This is a genomic window from Mesorhizobium sp. IMUNJ 23033, from assembly GCF_044778005.1.
In the GTDB taxonomy this organism is placed as follows: Bacteria; Pseudomonadota; Alphaproteobacteria; order Rhizobiales; family Rhizobiaceae; genus Mesorhizobium; species Mesorhizobium amorphae_A.
On record NZ_JBJACT010000032.1, the window covers coordinates 1 to 12,769 of the forward strand.

The 12,769-nt window shown below is 63.1% G+C and carries 17 protein-coding genes and 1 pseudogene; 9 read left to right on the forward strand and 9 right to left on the reverse strand.

Annotated features, from left to right (window positions below):
• The 5 genes and pseudogenes from groEL to ACFX5Q_RS27905 all read left to right on the forward strand — a co-directional run.
• Positions 1-230, forward strand: a pseudogene (gene groEL, locus ACFX5Q_RS27885) (chaperonin GroEL); the annotation flags it as partial.
• A 23-nt stretch (positions 231-253) separates the two neighbouring features.
• Positions 254-469 (forward strand): hypothetical protein, encoded by a 216-nt coding sequence (locus ACFX5Q_RS27890; protein ID WP_404283125.1) that lies wholly within the window; start codon positions 254-256, stop codon positions 467-469.
• 39 nt (positions 470-508) lie between these two features.
• Entirely contained in the window at positions 509-694 is a 186-nt protein-coding gene (locus tag ACFX5Q_RS27895) for a hypothetical protein (RefSeq protein ID WP_404283126.1), read from the forward strand.
• A 150-nt stretch (positions 695-844) separates the two neighbouring features.
• Positions 845-1,039, forward strand: a complete 195-nt coding sequence (locus tag ACFX5Q_RS27900) for a hypothetical protein (protein WP_404283127.1) — start codon at positions 845-847, stop codon at positions 1,037-1,039.
• A gap of 89 nt (positions 1,040-1,128) precedes the next feature.
• Entirely contained in the window at positions 1,129-1,302 is a 174-nt protein-coding gene (locus tag ACFX5Q_RS27905) for a hypothetical protein (protein ID WP_246800796.1), read from the forward strand.
• 53 nt (positions 1,303-1,355) lie between these two features.
• Here ACFX5Q_RS27905 and ACFX5Q_RS27910 read toward each other — a convergent pair whose 3' ends face one another.
• On the reverse strand, positions 1,356-2,642 hold the full coding sequence (locus ACFX5Q_RS27910) for a mechanosensitive ion channel family protein (protein ID WP_404283128.1): 1,287 nt from the start codon (positions 2,640-2,642) through the stop codon (positions 1,356-1,358).
• On the opposite strand from ACFX5Q_RS27910, the gene ACFX5Q_RS27915 reads away from it, so the two are divergent.
• Entirely contained in the window at positions 2,623-2,886 is a 264-nt protein-coding gene (locus ACFX5Q_RS27915; protein ID WP_404283129.1) for a hypothetical protein, read from the forward strand. The two genes, ACFX5Q_RS27910 and ACFX5Q_RS27915, sit on opposite strands and share 20 nt — an antisense overlap.
• On the forward strand, positions 2,883-3,716 hold the full coding sequence (locus ACFX5Q_RS27920; RefSeq protein WP_404283130.1) for a GyrI-like domain-containing protein: 834 nt from the start codon (positions 2,883-2,885) through the stop codon (positions 3,714-3,716). The genes ACFX5Q_RS27915 and ACFX5Q_RS27920 overlap by 4 nt, the downstream gene beginning before the upstream one ends.
• A 90-nt stretch (positions 3,717-3,806) precedes the next feature.
• On the opposite strand, the gene ACFX5Q_RS27925 is transcribed toward ACFX5Q_RS27920, so the two are convergent.
• From ACFX5Q_RS27925 to ACFX5Q_RS27935, 3 genes are read right to left on the reverse strand one after another with little or no spacing between them, the layout of a single operon-like run.
• The gene (locus ACFX5Q_RS27925; RefSeq protein WP_404283132.1) at positions 3,807-4,745 is read right to left on the reverse strand and encodes a GNAT family N-acetyltransferase; all 939 of its coding nucleotides are present in this window, start codon (positions 4,743-4,745) and stop codon (positions 3,807-3,809) included.
• 32 nt (positions 4,746-4,777) lie between these two features.
• Entirely contained in the window at positions 4,778-5,137 is a 360-nt protein-coding gene (locus ACFX5Q_RS27930; protein ID WP_404283133.1) for a putative peptidoglycan-binding domain-containing protein, read from the reverse strand.
• Positions 5,134-5,253, reverse strand: a complete 120-nt coding sequence (locus ACFX5Q_RS27935; protein ID WP_404283135.1) for a glycosyl hydrolase 108 family protein — start codon at positions 5,251-5,253, stop codon at positions 5,134-5,136. Before ACFX5Q_RS27935 ends, ACFX5Q_RS27930 begins: the two co-directional genes overlap by 4 nt.
• Here ACFX5Q_RS27935 and ACFX5Q_RS27940 point away from each other — a divergent pair.
• On the forward strand, positions 5,227-6,393 hold the full coding sequence (locus tag ACFX5Q_RS27940; RefSeq protein ID WP_404283136.1) for a putative sugar O-methyltransferase: 1,167 nt from the start codon (positions 5,227-5,229) through the stop codon (positions 6,391-6,393). The two genes, ACFX5Q_RS27935 and ACFX5Q_RS27940, sit on opposite strands and share 27 nt — an antisense overlap.
• 36 nt (positions 6,394-6,429) lie before the next feature.
• Here ACFX5Q_RS27940 and ACFX5Q_RS27945 read toward each other — a convergent pair whose 3' ends face one another.
• The 4 genes from ACFX5Q_RS27945 to ACFX5Q_RS27960 form a co-directional block, all read right to left on the reverse strand.
• A complete protein-coding gene (locus ACFX5Q_RS27945; protein WP_404283137.1) occupies positions 6,430-7,284 on the reverse strand; it encodes a hypothetical protein in 855 nt (284 codons plus the stop codon).
• A 147-nt stretch (positions 7,285-7,431) separates the two neighbouring features.
• Positions 7,432-8,565 carry an alanine racemase gene (locus tag ACFX5Q_RS27950; protein ID WP_404283139.1) on the reverse strand — a complete coding sequence of 378 codons (1,134 nt, stop codon included), beginning with the start codon at positions 8,563-8,565 and terminating at the stop codon, positions 7,432-7,434.
• Positions 8,562-9,842, reverse strand: a complete 1,281-nt coding sequence (locus ACFX5Q_RS27955; RefSeq protein ID WP_404283141.1) for a D-arabinono-1,4-lactone oxidase — start codon at positions 9,840-9,842, stop codon at positions 8,562-8,564. The genes ACFX5Q_RS27950 and ACFX5Q_RS27955 overlap by 4 nt, the downstream gene beginning before the upstream one ends.
• Positions 9,843-9,913: 71 nt before the next feature.
• On the reverse strand, positions 9,914-11,098 hold the full coding sequence (locus ACFX5Q_RS27960; RefSeq protein WP_404283143.1) for an MFS transporter: 1,185 nt from the start codon (positions 11,096-11,098) through the stop codon (positions 9,914-9,916).
• 143 nt (positions 11,099-11,241) lie between these two features.
• Here ACFX5Q_RS27960 and ACFX5Q_RS27965 point away from each other — a divergent pair, with 143 nt between their 5' ends.
• The gene (locus ACFX5Q_RS27965) at positions 11,242-11,850 is read left to right on the forward strand and encodes a TetR family transcriptional regulator (RefSeq protein ID WP_404283144.1); all 609 of its coding nucleotides are present in this window, start codon (positions 11,242-11,244) and stop codon (positions 11,848-11,850) included.
• Between the two features lie 6 nt (positions 11,851-11,856).
• On the opposite strand, the gene ACFX5Q_RS27970 is transcribed toward ACFX5Q_RS27965, so the two are convergent.
• Positions 11,857-12,753 (reverse strand): LysR family transcriptional regulator, encoded by an 897-nt coding sequence (locus ACFX5Q_RS27970; RefSeq protein ID WP_404283146.1) that lies wholly within the window; start codon positions 12,751-12,753, stop codon positions 11,857-11,859.
• Positions 12,754-12,769: the final 16 nt, after the last annotated feature.

The window sequence follows — 12,769 nt, forward strand, 5'->3', positions numbered from 1 at the left end:
TCGCCGACAGCAAGGATCACAATCAGGGCTTCGATGCCCAGAACGAGGTCTATGTCGACATGATCAAGGCCGGCATCGTCGATCCGGCCAAGGTGGTGCGCACGGCACTGCAGGATGCCGGCTCGATCGCCGCGCTTCTGATCACCGCTGAAGCCATGATCACCGACATTCCGGCCAAGGATGCCGCGCCTTCACCCGGCGGCGGCGGCATGGGCGGGATGGGGTACTGAGACTTTGGCGCCAGGAGAAGGCCGTGCGTGAACCGACACTGCTTCCGGTATTCGGCAGGCTTGGGGTCAAGCCGCCGGTCGCCGTTGCGGCGACGCCGGCCAGATCCAGCAGCATCACGAACCTGTCGGCCCGTATGCGGGAGGGTCTCTCCTCGCACGGGGGCCTGGCTTTGAAGCTGGGCGTGGTGTTGTGGACAGTCACTGTCCTGGCGGCAGTGTTTTTCATTCTGCAGGCCTAAACCGGTCGGTGGCGGGCGAAAACGAAAAGGACGCGGACTATGGCAAACCGCTACGCGCTTCGCATGGACCATCCGGACAGCTGGACCGTTTTCGACGTCTTCACCGGCCAGCCCGCCGAGTCCGATCACAAGGTCATGGTCGGCATCAATGCCGGCGAAGCGGACGAGATAGTCGGCCGGCTGAACGATCAAGACTTCAAGCGGCGGGAAGAGGCCGGCCGCTGACTTGTGCTGATGCACCAAAGGACAAATCTGCCGGAATGATTCGCTAACCAGCGGTCGGGGGCGTACAGTCCCGTGGTCGCCGGCCAGAACAAGGGCACCGGCGCTTGAGAGCGTCCACCGTACTCCCGCCCCCTAAATGGGAGCTGCATCATGGACAATGATCATTCGGCCGATATGATCTCGACTTTTGACTGCAATATCCTGCGCGACGCCTTCAGAACGTCGGTCATCGAAAATCGGATCCCCGAGGATCAGTGGCAAGGATACGCCGCGCTTTTGATCCGTGACTATACCGGCAACTCCGATTTTGAATCGGCGCTGCTGGCCTGGGTCGTGCGAAAGTAACTTTGTCGCCGTGCATAAGGTGCCGGAGCGGACAGCCGCTCCGCGCCTGCTTTCATTTTTTGCCAGAAAGGACAACAAGCATGAGATTCATGAAAACCCCGGACGCCCCAGTTGTAACGGTCGAGCCGATCGTCGAGGCCACCAAAGTCCTGTCGAAGCGGCTGACGATCAGAAGCGACGAAGCCGCAAGACGAAAGATCGCCGACACCGACGGCACGGTGCGGCGGGCGCGTCAAACTGCGGAAAGCAACCGTTTGATTTGATGTGCCGACGTCCCTGCCGCCCCCCCTTGGCGGTGAACACCGCGCCCACACCCTCAGCGCCCGTCCGCCTCTCTCATGATGATCTCGCGATGCGGATAGGGAATGCTTATGCCGTTTGCCTTGAATGTGTCCCACAGCGCCAGCAGCACCTTTCCGCGCACGTTGGTCAGGCCTTGCTGGGGGTCGCGGATCCAGAAGCGCAGGACGAAGTTCAGCGAGGAGTCGCCGAAGTCGGTCAGCCAGCAGACCGGCCTCCGGTCGGCGTCGACCCGGCCGACTGTGATCGCGGCCTCTATCGCCAGTTCGCTGACCTTGTGCGGATCGGCATCGTAGGAGACGCCGAAGTTCACGTCGAGGCGCACGAGGTTGTCGCTGAACGACCAGTTGATGACCCTCTGGGTGATGAAGTCCTCGTTGGGGATCAGGAATTCGCGGCCGTCGCGCGTCACCACCGAGACAAAGCGCGCCCGCAATTCGCGGATCCAGCCGAAGGTGCCTTCGAGCGAAATGGTGTCGCCGGGCTTGATCGACTTGTCGAGCAGGATGATCACGCCGGAGACGAAATTCGAGACGACCTTCTGCAGCCCGAAAGCGAGACCGACGCCGACAGCACCGGAAAACACCGTCAGCGCCGTCAGGTCGAGACCGACGGCGGAGAGTGCCACGGCGCCTGCCACGAGCACGAGACCGATCTTGGCGACCTTGCCGACGAGGACGCGGATCGACGGCGTCAGCTCCTCGGAGACGCGGACGCGCTCATCGATGTAATTGCCGGTGACCACCGCAAGCCAGACGGTGGCGATCAAGAGCAGCGCCGCCTTCAGCACCATCAGCGCCGAAAGGCGAACCGCGCCCAGAGGGATTGCGACGCTGTCGAGGAAAGCGGCTGCCTCGTCGCCGACGCCCAGTATGACGAGGGCCGCGTAGATCCAGGCCAGCCAGCCGAGCGTGCGCGCGACGAGGCGGTTGCGGATGATGCGCGACAGCACGGTCGCGAACAGCCACGCCAGCGAGAGCAGCAGCGCGACGAGCAGGAGATGGGTGCGGCTCGGCCAGGTGATGGCGCGCAACAGGTTGAGCGCGGCAAACAGCAGGATCGTGAACAGGATCCAGTCGGTGCGCCGCAGCAGCGCGATGACGACCCTCAGCAGTCCGGGATGGCCTTTGATCTGGCGTGCTTGGTTCTCGACCAGCGGCTCGACCCGCAGCGCCGCGAGCTTCGCCACCAGGAACAGCGAGACAATGATGGCGGCCTGATAGACGAACCACGGCGTGGCGGCATAGTCGAACCATCCGCCGGCCCAGGCCAGCGATCTATCGATGGCGTCGCGAAAATCCATTGCCACACGACCACTTGGCTACGAATTGCACGTCCACAATGTCGTCGGCCTTGTGATTGGTCAAGTTGACCTTCGGGGCGGTTTTGCGGGCGGTGACGGAGGAACAACCGCAGCAAGGCCCCGCAGGAAAAATGACCGCCATGGCGATCAGCGTCGTTTCGATTTTGCGCACTGCGCAATTTCGATCAAACTGGCCGCGCCAGGAAACGGCAGCATGATCCCGGCCAATGCGAGGAGAAAATGAACCCGACCGAAAAAGCGCTGTGGTTCGTCGAAAGCCATCTGCCGGAAGCGGTGTCGCTCGACGATGTCGCGCAAAGCAGCGGCGTGTCGCGCTTCCATGTGACGCGCGCCTTCGGCGCCGCGACCGGCCGTTCGGTGATGGGCTATATGCGGGCGCGGCGGCTGAGCGAGGCGGCGCGCAAGCTCGCCGCCGGCGCGCCCGACATCCTCTCGGTCGCGCTCGACGCCGGCTACAACTCGCATGAGGCCTTCACCCGCGCCTTCCGCGACCAGTTCGCCACCACGCCGGAGCTGGTGCGCGTGCAAGGCAGCCTCGACAATCTCGATCTCGTGGAGCCGATCCTGATGAACCAGTCCCTGCTTGCCAGCCTCGAGCCGCCGCGCTTCGAGACCAGCCGACCCTTCCTCGTCGCCGGCCTCGGCGAACGCTACAGCTGCGAGAGCAGCGCCGCGATCCCGATGCAGTGGCAGCGTTTCGGTCCCTATGTCGGCAACATTCCGGGCGAGATCGGCGATGTCGCCTACGGCGTCTGCGTCAACGGCGATGATGCCGGCAATTTCGACTATATCGCCGGCGTCGAGGTCTCGGATTTCGCCGACCTGCCAAAGGAGTTTTTTCGCGTGCGCGTGCCGGCGCAGAAATACGCCGTGTTTTCGCATCGCGAGCACATCTCGACCATCCGCCGCACGGTCAACACGATTTGGAACAAATGGCTGCCGGCCTCCGGCCACGAGATCGCGGACGCGCCGGAGTTCGAGCGCTACGGCCCCGAATTCGATCCGCGCAGCGGCAATGGCGGGCTGGAGATCTGGATCCCGGTGAAGGGGTGAGGAGCGGTCGGCCGTAGGCCGATCAATCGACAACGATTTGTCGATTGAAGCGACGAACGCCCGAAGCCATAGCGAAGGGCCGGACCAACTCTACAATTCCAAATTCCAGTTCTGGCCGACCAGATCCTTGCCGAAGGAATGGTGGCGCTCTTCCTCGGCGAGCTTGAAGCCCACCGCCTCATAGATGCGGCGCGCCGAGACCAGGATGTCGTTGGTCCAAAGCGTCATCGTCTTGTAGCCCTTGGCGCGGGCAAAGCTCACGCATTCATCGACCAGTCGCTTGCCAATCCCCAGCCCGCGCGCCGAAGGCTCGACATAGAGTAGGCGAAGCTTCGCCACCTCGTCCGACTTGCGCACGACGAAGACCGAGCCGACGACCTCCCCTTCCCGCTCGGCGATCCAGCTGCGCTCCCATTTCGGGTCGAAGGATTTGACGAACGCCGCAAGGATCTCGGCAACCAACGCCTCGTAGGTTTCGTCCCAGCCATAATCCTGCGCGTAGAGCATGCCCTGGCGACGCACGATCCAGCCTATATCGCCGACCTGCAGCGGCCGCAGCATGTAGGGAATTTTCGGCTCGGCATTGTCGCCGCCCAGCAGGCGCTGCACCGTCTGCATGGCCTTGACCAGCCTGTCCTGGTCCGATGCCGCCAGCCGATCGAGCAAAGCCGCGACCTGGTCGTGCGAATCCCGGTTCAGCGGCGCGAAGGCCTGCCGTCCGGCGGGCGTCAGCGCAATCGACGAGCGCCGCGCATCGGCTTCGATGGCGGCGCGCTCGACCAGGCCTCGCTCCTCAAATTTCTTCAGCAACCGGCTGAGATAGCCGGGGTCAAGCGCAAGGTCGCGGACAAGGTCGGTGGCGGTCAGGCCATCGCGATGCGCCAGTTCGTAGAGCACCCGCGCTTCGGTCAGCGAGAAGGCGCTCTTCAGCAGCCCTTCGTCGAGCAGGCCGATCTGGCGGGTGTAGAAGCGATTGAAGGCCCGCACCGCGTCGATGCGTTCTTTGCCGGGTTGATGGTGAAGAGTCATGGCATTCTCCTGTCGGAGACAGGATCGAGCATTTAGTTGACGGAGTCAAGTAAATGCGGAGCGGCGACCACAACCTTCGTCATCCCAGGGCAGGTTTTCAGATGGCGCAGGAAATTCAGCCGCTGGTCGCAGATCCTGGCGATCAGGGCGTCGTGGTTGTTGACGCCCTTCAGCGCATCAAGCGTCGAAAAGCCCATGACGCCGTCGATGGCTCCCTTGTAGAGCGGCCCGAGCGCGCGCTGCAGCCATTTGATCGACTGGCTGACACCGGAATTGCCCGCGCCGTTGAGTACGACATAGTCGAAGCCATCGGGTAGAAGGTCACCCTCGAAGGCGTCCCAATACTGTCGGTCGTAGATCTCATAGACCTCGCCCATGGTGATGTTTTTCACCGAGCGCGTGTCTTGCCCTTGCCCTTGCGATAGGCGTCATAGACGCGCTGGGTGACGCCCTTATTGGTCGGCCCGCCCGGATCCTTGGGATGGTTGACGTAGCCGCCTTCATGCACCAGCAGTTTGTCGAGCGAAGCCCGTTCGCGCGATTGCGCGCCATGGCCGTTTACCTTTCAGCGATCTCGGAAGTTGTGTTCTCTGTTCTGTTGAAGCACTGTCGCTCGGTGAGGGAGGATATTCTTGTGACTGACAGCTTCAGCGCCGCGCTGCGGTCGATGTTCGATGAGATGAAGGCGGCCCCCGCAGAGATGCAGCCTTCGAAGTTCTGGCAAGACTTGAACCGGCGGCATGCCGAGCGCACAGCATCGTCCGGCATCGCGAATTTCAAACGGACGCTAGCCAAGGACTATTTCACATGGATGCGGGTTCTGCCTTGGGATCCTCAAATTCGTTTTTTGGTCGGCCACCTTCCGCTCGCAGCTTCGCTCCGGGCCGCGCTTGGGGTCCTGTCTCCCTTCAAGCATCGCCATATTCCGTTGCTCGAGGGCTTCGCCCTGAACTTTCTCACCCGGCTCGTCTGGCAATATGCGGAGCAGGAATTTCCGGAAGAAATTGCGGCCCTGTCGGAGCCATCAATCGGCAATCCGCCGGCTATCCGCATCGGCGGAGGAATTGTTTCTCAGGATCTCGCAAATTCAATCCTGGAATATAAATCGATCGAACCGGTCGCGGCGGGTACGATTTGTGAGCTTGGTGGCGGCTATGGTCGAACAGCGTTCGTCATTGCTTCGCTGCGTCCGACCGTCAGATACATCATGGTTGATATCCCGCCTGCGCTCGGGGTCGCCCAGGAATATCTCTGCCAGGTGTTTCCGGACAGGAAGCATTTCCGCTTTCGTCCCTTCGACGATTTCGAAACCGTTCGAGAGGAATTCGAAGCATCCGCACTTGCCTTTCTGTTGCCTCACCAACTTTCACTTTTGCCCGATTCCACTGTCGATCTGTTCATCAACATCTCATCCCTGCATGAAATGCGGATCGACCAGATCGAATGTTACTTGTCGGAGATCTACCGCCTTGTACGTCCAGAAGGACACTTCTACCTCAAGGCCTGGAAAGTCTCGAAGGTACCATTCGAGGGAATCATCATCCGCGAGGGTGACTATCCGTTGGAGCGATGGCACCGGGTCTATCGTCGGCTGCCGAAGGTCCAGTCGAGTTTCTTTGAAACCTTGCTTCGCAAACCGAAAAATTGACTATGCTGAGAGCGCTGGCAGATCAGCAGATTGCGGTCAAAGCCCGGCGAACGACACGACCACCAGTGATCCGCCCGTGGCGGCGCTGGTCTCGACCGTGACTGATAGCGTCCCGGCAGCGCTGTCCATCAATCCGGCCGTCGAATGCCGTTCATTGGCAAAGCCGGCCGTGTCGACATCGCTGATCTCGTCAAGATTGGTCCATGTGACGCTGGCGCTGTTGTTGTTGCTGCAGAAGCCGGCCAGTACGATACCGTCGTCATCGGCACTGACCGACGCATTGAAGCTGTCGTTGAGGCCGCTGGCATCGACTAGGGTGTCGCTATCGAAGACGGTGGCATCGACCCCGTAGAGAGAAAACACCTCGAACTGCACGAAGATGTTGATGTTGGAGACGGTGACGTCGATGTCGGCGGTTTCGCCGGTTGGCGTGGCCGCGAAATAGATGGCCGCCGAGCGATCGTTCGTCGTAGCGACACCAAGGCCCGTGGCGCTGGCAATGACCATGCCGGAAACTTCGTGCGAGACACCGGCGCCAGTGGCCGCGACGGCAATCACGCGGCTGGCGTGCTCCTGTCCGCACTCGACGTCATCCAGCGTGAAGGTCGCCGCGCCTATATGGCTGCGCTGGTCGACCAGGCGGATAAGCGAATTGCGCACCGTGATGGTGAACGACGGCAGGTCGTCGGTCTGGTCGATGTCATCGGTGACGCGCACCACGATACCCGGAGAAACGCCGGTGCCGGTCGGTGTGCCGAAGATTTCTCCGGTCGTTGAATTGATGCTCAGCCCGTCGGCGTAGCAGGAGCGAAGCGACGTCGCGGAGACCCTGGGATCCATGCCGTTACGGCTGCCGGAGAGCAGAGCGGCCCAGAACGCAATGCTGTTCACGCAATGCGTTTAGATTCCGAACCGCAGCGGAGCTCAGACGTCACGGCACGGATCCTGCGGTCTCCGCGACGTCGCTTCACTCCTTGCTTCGCCCCAGGATGACGACATCGTGGAGGCCATCGCCAATCGCGAGCGCTGAGAAGCGGCTCACCCCATCGGCAGAGCCGGCCAGCGATCGACAATCCTGCCGCCGGAAAGCACCGCGATCGAGCCGAAATGCTGCAGCACGGCCTCGCTCTGTGTCGGCCGCAGGAAAGCATAGTCGCCGGGCTTGACCGTGGCACTGGCGGGCAGACCCATGAACTGCTGGTTGGAGGACAAGCCGATCAAGCCGTTGGTCTTCATGCCCTCGGGAAACACCGGCTCGGCCATCCATTTGCCGCCATAGAGATAGCAACCCTGGCGCGGGAACAGGCCGAGTGCCTGCAATATCCGCGACAGTGCCGCCGGGCCGGGCAGCACCGGCCCAACCGCCTTCAGGATCGGCGTCGCGATGAACGCCGCCGGCTGGAACCCGGCGAGCCCGGGCTTGTCGAAATCGCTGGGCAGGACGAAGGCGGAGCCGATCGACACTTCATTGGCCACCCCGCCATTGTGGAGCAGCGCCGTCTTCGAGCCGCCGATGTTGAGGATGCGGCGCTGGTCCTCGCCGAGGCAATCGGCGAACTCTTCGGCCAGTGCCGAGGCCTTTTTCAACGCGCCGGCCTGGCCGCCGAACAGGCCGGGAATCTCGGGTGCATGCGCCTCGTAGGCCATGATGCCTTCGCAGTGCAGCCGTTCTGGAATCGATAGCGCCTTCAGTGCCTCAGGGCTGGCAAAGCCGCCGCGGTGCAGCCCGACATCGACCTCGAAGGCGAAGCGCAATTCGATGCCGAGTTCGGCGGCCAGCGCGCCATACTCGGCCAGCCGCTCTTTTGTGTCGAACAGCCAGCAGACGCGCGACCACTCCCCGCCGCCTCTCATCAGCATGGCCCTCGCCGCGCCGACCGGCATCGGCTTGCCATAGAACATGTCGGCATCCGGAAAGGCGTCGAGCACGGCCTGCGTGACCGGTGGATGAAAGGTCATGAAGCGATGGGTGCCGAGCGCCTTGGCGATGTGCGACAGCAACGGCACGCAAGCCAGCGATTTGTCGACCAGCCGCACGGCAAGGCCGGGGTCCAGTCGCTCCTTTACCAGCGCGATGTTGTCGTCCAGCCTGTCGCGGTCGAGCAGCAGGCACGGCTGGAAAATGCCGGCCTCCTTCAGCGCGTCCGACAGCACGGCGAAATAGGCGCTCATGTCTCGATGCCGAACACGCTGGCCATATAGGGCGAGACGAAGCGGTTTTGCGGATCGATGTCGCGGCGCACTGCCATCGCCTCGTCCCAGCGCGGATAGAGTTTCTTGAAATCCGCCGCCTTCAGGCTGTGCATCTTGCCCCAATGCGGCCTGCCGCCGTATTTCAAGAAGATCGGCTCGGCCGCCCGCATGAACGGCAGCGGATCGTTCGCGGCATCGTGGTGGATGGCGATCGAACAGGTCGGCCTTTTGTAGAACGGTGACAGCCAGAATTCGTCTGCTGCCACCGAGCGCACCTCCATCGGGAAATAGATTTCGGGAAAGCGCTTCTCGGTCAGTTCGATGATTTCGGCCAGCGCCTTTGGGCCCTCCTCGAAGGGCAGATGATATTCCATCTCGTTGAACCGGGTTTGCCGGTCGCTGGCATAGACGTTGAGCCAGTCCTGCACGTAGTCCTCGGCCGGCAGTTTGGCGATGGCGCCCAGGATCAGCCGGCGGCGCATCGACGGCAGCCAGCGGAGCGCGGTGCGCAGTCGGCGCAGGGTCCGAAGGCCTGCCTCGTCGTCCTCGGTCGGCCGTGGCGTCGTCGCTGTATCGCTCAGATCGCTGGCGATGAACTGCGCATAGCCGGAAAACGGAATGTAGTAGAACTCGGCCGAGCGATGCGCGCGCATCATCGTCTCGAAGTCGCGCAACATGTCGGCGATCGGCAGCACCGATTTGCGGCGACGTAGCCGATAGCTGGCGATGTTGTTCAATGTCACCTCGGTCAAGACGCCGAAGGCACCGAGCGCGACGCCAATGGCCTGGATCGTCTCCTGATCCCCTGACCTGGAGTATTCGCGCAGCTTGCCCAGCCCGTCGACAATCTGCACCGTCTCCAGTTGCGTGTGATAGGCGCCGAGCGTCGGCCCGGAGCCATGGGTGGCGGTGCCGAGCGCGCCGCCGATTGCCTGGCGGTCGATGTCGCCCATGTTGGGCAGGCCCTGGCCGATGCCTTGCAGCAGGTGCATCAGCGGGCCGAGCCTGGTCCCTGTCCGCACGCGTGCCTGATGTTTTGCCGCATCATGCGACACCAGCCCTTCGATCTTCTCCAGCGAGACAATCGTGCCTTCGGACTTCACCAGCGGGGTGAAGGAATGGCCGGCGCCGACGACACGCAGCGGGCCGGGCGCGGTGCGCACCAGATCGGCGAGCTCATTCGTGTCGGACGGGGTGGCGATCAGTTTTGGGTCGGCGCGGACGAAGCCGGACCAGTTGCTCCAACTGTTCGACATGGCGCCTCCTCCTCCTCAGGCCTTTTGTTGGAGCATGATCTCTTCCGAAAACCGGTTTCCACTTTTCGGGATCATGCTGCTACGCGGCGGCGCCGCGACACGAGGACGAACAGGCCGAGCAGTACCACGCTGGCAAGCGCGCTGGCGGCGGCGAATTCCGGCACCGGGCGAAAATCCTTGCCTTCGATAAGCAGCGATGCCGCGATCGGGCCGATGGCCAGGCCGAAGAGCTGTGCGGCCGGCACCAGCAGCACGGCCGTGCGCGTCTCATCCGCGGTAATCGCCAGCCGGATCTGGTAGGGCACGATGAACAGGAGGATGAAGCCCATGACCAAAGCCGCGACCCAGAAGGTCGTCAGGCCCGGTCCGCCGGCGAGCACCAGCGAGCTGACAAGCGCGACAGCGCCGATCGCCGCGATCGCAAGGCGATAGTCGATGCGCGCCTCGAACACGGTCGCCGTCATCGCGCCCAGAACCTGAACCGCGAGGCTGGCCGAGACGATCAGGCCGACGGTGCGTCCATCGATGCCGTACTGCGCGCCAAGCGGCTCCAGAAAAGCCCAGACCGCGCCGAAGAACATGAAGTAGCAGAAGACCGACAGGAGCGCGGTCATCGAAGGGACCGTCAGCACATTGGCCAGGTGCTCTTCCTTGGGCAGGTCGGCATAGTCGCCTGGCACCTTCCAGGCGATCGCCAGGGACGCCAGGCAAACCAGGGCCAGCGCAATGAAGCCGCCGGCCGACCCGGCAGCCGGAATCACATAGAGGGCAAGCAACAGCGCCAACGCGCATTGCATGAGCGTCTGGATGGTGACGAAATAGCCGCCGATGCGTTCGGCCCGCCGCGAGCGGGCGATGAGCTCGGTGGCGACCGCCACCAGGCCGCCCTCGGCGAGCCCGGCCACGGCGCGTGTGGCGATCAGCGAATTCGGGCTGACTGCATAGGCCGTCCACCAATTGGCCAGCGCCAGCAGGATCAGCAGGACAGCGCTTTTCCAGCGCATGTTGCGGGCTGCAAGCAGCATCGCCACGACGCCTGAGCCGACGGCAATGGCAATCATCTCCGCCGTGGCGACCAAAGCAAGTTCGTCGCCGCTGACATGGCCCTCGGTGTAGAGGGCGCCGAGCAGCACCGGCTGGAGCCCGAGGATGAGCAGGCCGACCGAACCGATCCACAGGGCCGAGGCAAGCTCGGCGCCGGTCGGATTGCCGACCAGCCAATCGCCATTCCCCTGATGTCCGGCATTCGATGCCAAAGGTGCCTCCCCCAACGTCCTTGCCGCACGGCGAAAAAACTGACAATCTGTCAGCATTTCTGGAAACTGATAGTTAATCATGTTTCTTGTCAACCTGAAATTCGGACCTGTCGGAAAGGGTCGATGTAGTGGAAGCAAGGGGAATGGTGACCAGGCCCCGGCGCCTGCCCAAGCAGGAGCGCAGCCGCGAGCGCATCGACGCCATCCTGTCGACGACCATGCGGCTGATCGGCGAGAAGGGCATCGACGCCGTCACGATGAAGGAAGTGGGGGCGCTGGCCGGCGGGCCGATCGCCACCGTCTATCACTATTTTCCCAACAAATCGGCGATCCTGGCGATGCTCTACGAGCGCTTCTCCGAGGTCAGCCGCGCCCGCTTCGGTGCGATCATCGCGGAGATCCGTGGGCTGGACGACGTGACGGCGGCGGCCGACCGCCTGCTCGACGATTATTATGAGCGCGTCGCCGAAGACCCCGCCATCCAGGATCTGCAGAATGCGATCCAGGCCGACAAGGCGTTGCAGAATCTCGACATCGCCGAGACAAGGCAGCAGGCGAGGATGTTCTGCGACCATGTCGGCCCGCTCATCGATCCGGAAAAGCGCAAGCAGTTCGGGCGCGTGGTCTTCCTGATCTTCCAGCTTGCCGGCGGGGTGGTGCGGCTGGCGCTGACGCAGGACGGGGAGGAAGGGCGGCGGACGATTGATGATTACCGGTCGATCATTCACGCGCAGTTACGGCTGTTTCTTTGATCGACCTCAGGGATCCAGCTTCGGCGCCAAGATCTCGACCAGCCAGTCGACGAACACCCTGACCCGCGGCGACAACTGCCGGCTGCGCGGATAGAGAACCGAAATCGGTGTCGCTGTCGGCGGGTAGTCGGAGAGCACCTCGACCAGCCTGCCCGCGGCAAGATCCTCGGCGAAACGAAGCCGCGGTGCCTGGTAGAGGCCGAAGCCGAGCCGCACCAGAGTGGCGCTGGTGTCGGAATTGGCCACGGTGACCAGCGACGGCAGGACGATCTCGCGGACCTTGCCGTCGACCATGAACTCCAACGGCATTACCTGTCCGGTGCGCGAGGAGACAAAACCGATCGTCCTGTGCCCGGCAAGATCGTCGAGAGAGCGCGGCACGCCGTGGCGCTCGAGATAGGCGGGGCTGGCGACGGTGATCTCGCGCGCGGTGCCCAGCCGGCGCACGATCATGTCGCTGTCGGGAAGCACGCCGGCGCGGATCACGCAGTCGACGCCTTCGCGCACCAGATCCACCAGACGATCCCCCTCGCCTATGTGCACGGTCAGACCCGGATGGCGGGCGAGCAGCGCCGGCAGCTCCGGCAGGATGAAGGTGCGCGCCATATGGCCGTTGACGTCGACGCGCAGCCGCCCCCGAACCTCGTTCGCGCCGAAGCCGCCTTCGGCATCCTCGATGTCGGCCAGGATGCCGGTGCAGCGCTGATAATAGGCCTCGCCATCGAGTGTCGTGGTGACGTGGCGGGTGGTCCGCCGCAGGAGTTGCACGCCCAATCGTTCCTCGAGTTGCTTGATCGCGGAGGTAGCGGTGGAGCGCGGCAATCCGAGATCGGCGGCGGCGGCCGTGAAGCTGCGCCGCTCCACGACGCGGGTGAACAGGCGCATGCTATCGAGCTTGTCCATTTTTTTCGATTGTTCG

What these genes read in the sequence shown, in the direction of transcription:
- ACFX5Q_RS27895 (WP_404283126.1), top strand. Translation starts at nt 509, where the DNA reads ATGGCAAACCGCTACGCGCTTCGCATGGACCATCCGGACAGCTGGACC.
- ACFX5Q_RS27900 (WP_404283127.1), top strand. Translation starts at nt 845, where the DNA reads ATGGACAATGATCATTCGGCCGATATGATCTCGACTTTTGACTGCAAT.
- ACFX5Q_RS27905 (WP_246800796.1), top strand. Translation starts at nt 1,129, where the DNA reads ATGAAAACCCCGGACGCCCCAGTTGTAACGGTCGAGCCGATCGTCGAG.
- ACFX5Q_RS27915 (WP_404283129.1), top strand. Translation starts at nt 2,623, where the DNA reads ATGGCGTCGCGAAAATCCATTGCCACACGACCACTTGGCTACGAATTG.
- ACFX5Q_RS27910 (WP_404283128.1), bottom strand. Translation starts at nt 2,642, where the DNA reads ATGGATTTTCGCGACGCCATCGATAGATCGCTGGCCTGGGCCGGCGGA.
- ACFX5Q_RS27920 (WP_404283130.1), top strand. Translation starts at nt 2,883, where the DNA reads ATGAACCCGACCGAAAAAGCGCTGTGGTTCGTCGAAAGCCATCTGCCG.
- ACFX5Q_RS27925 (WP_404283132.1), bottom strand. Translation starts at nt 4,745, where the DNA reads ATGACTCTTCACCATCAACCCGGCAAAGAACGCATCGACGCGGTGCGG.
- ACFX5Q_RS27940 (WP_404283136.1), top strand. Translation starts at nt 5,227, where the DNA reads ATGGTTGACGTAGCCGCCTTCATGCACCAGCAGTTTGTCGAGCGAAGC.
- ACFX5Q_RS27950 (WP_404283139.1), bottom strand. Translation starts at nt 8,565, where the DNA reads ATGAGCGCCTATTTCGCCGTGCTGTCGGACGCGCTGAAGGAGGCCGGC.
- ACFX5Q_RS27955 (WP_404283141.1), bottom strand. Translation starts at nt 9,842, where the DNA reads ATGTCGAACAGTTGGAGCAACTGGTCCGGCTTCGTCCGCGCCGACCCA.
- ACFX5Q_RS27965 (WP_404283144.1), top strand. Translation starts at nt 11,242, where the DNA reads ATGGTGACCAGGCCCCGGCGCCTGCCCAAGCAGGAGCGCAGCCGCGAG.
- ACFX5Q_RS27970 (WP_404283146.1), bottom strand. Translation starts at nt 12,753, where the DNA reads ATGGACAAGCTCGATAGCATGCGCCTGTTCACCCGCGTCGTGGAGCGG.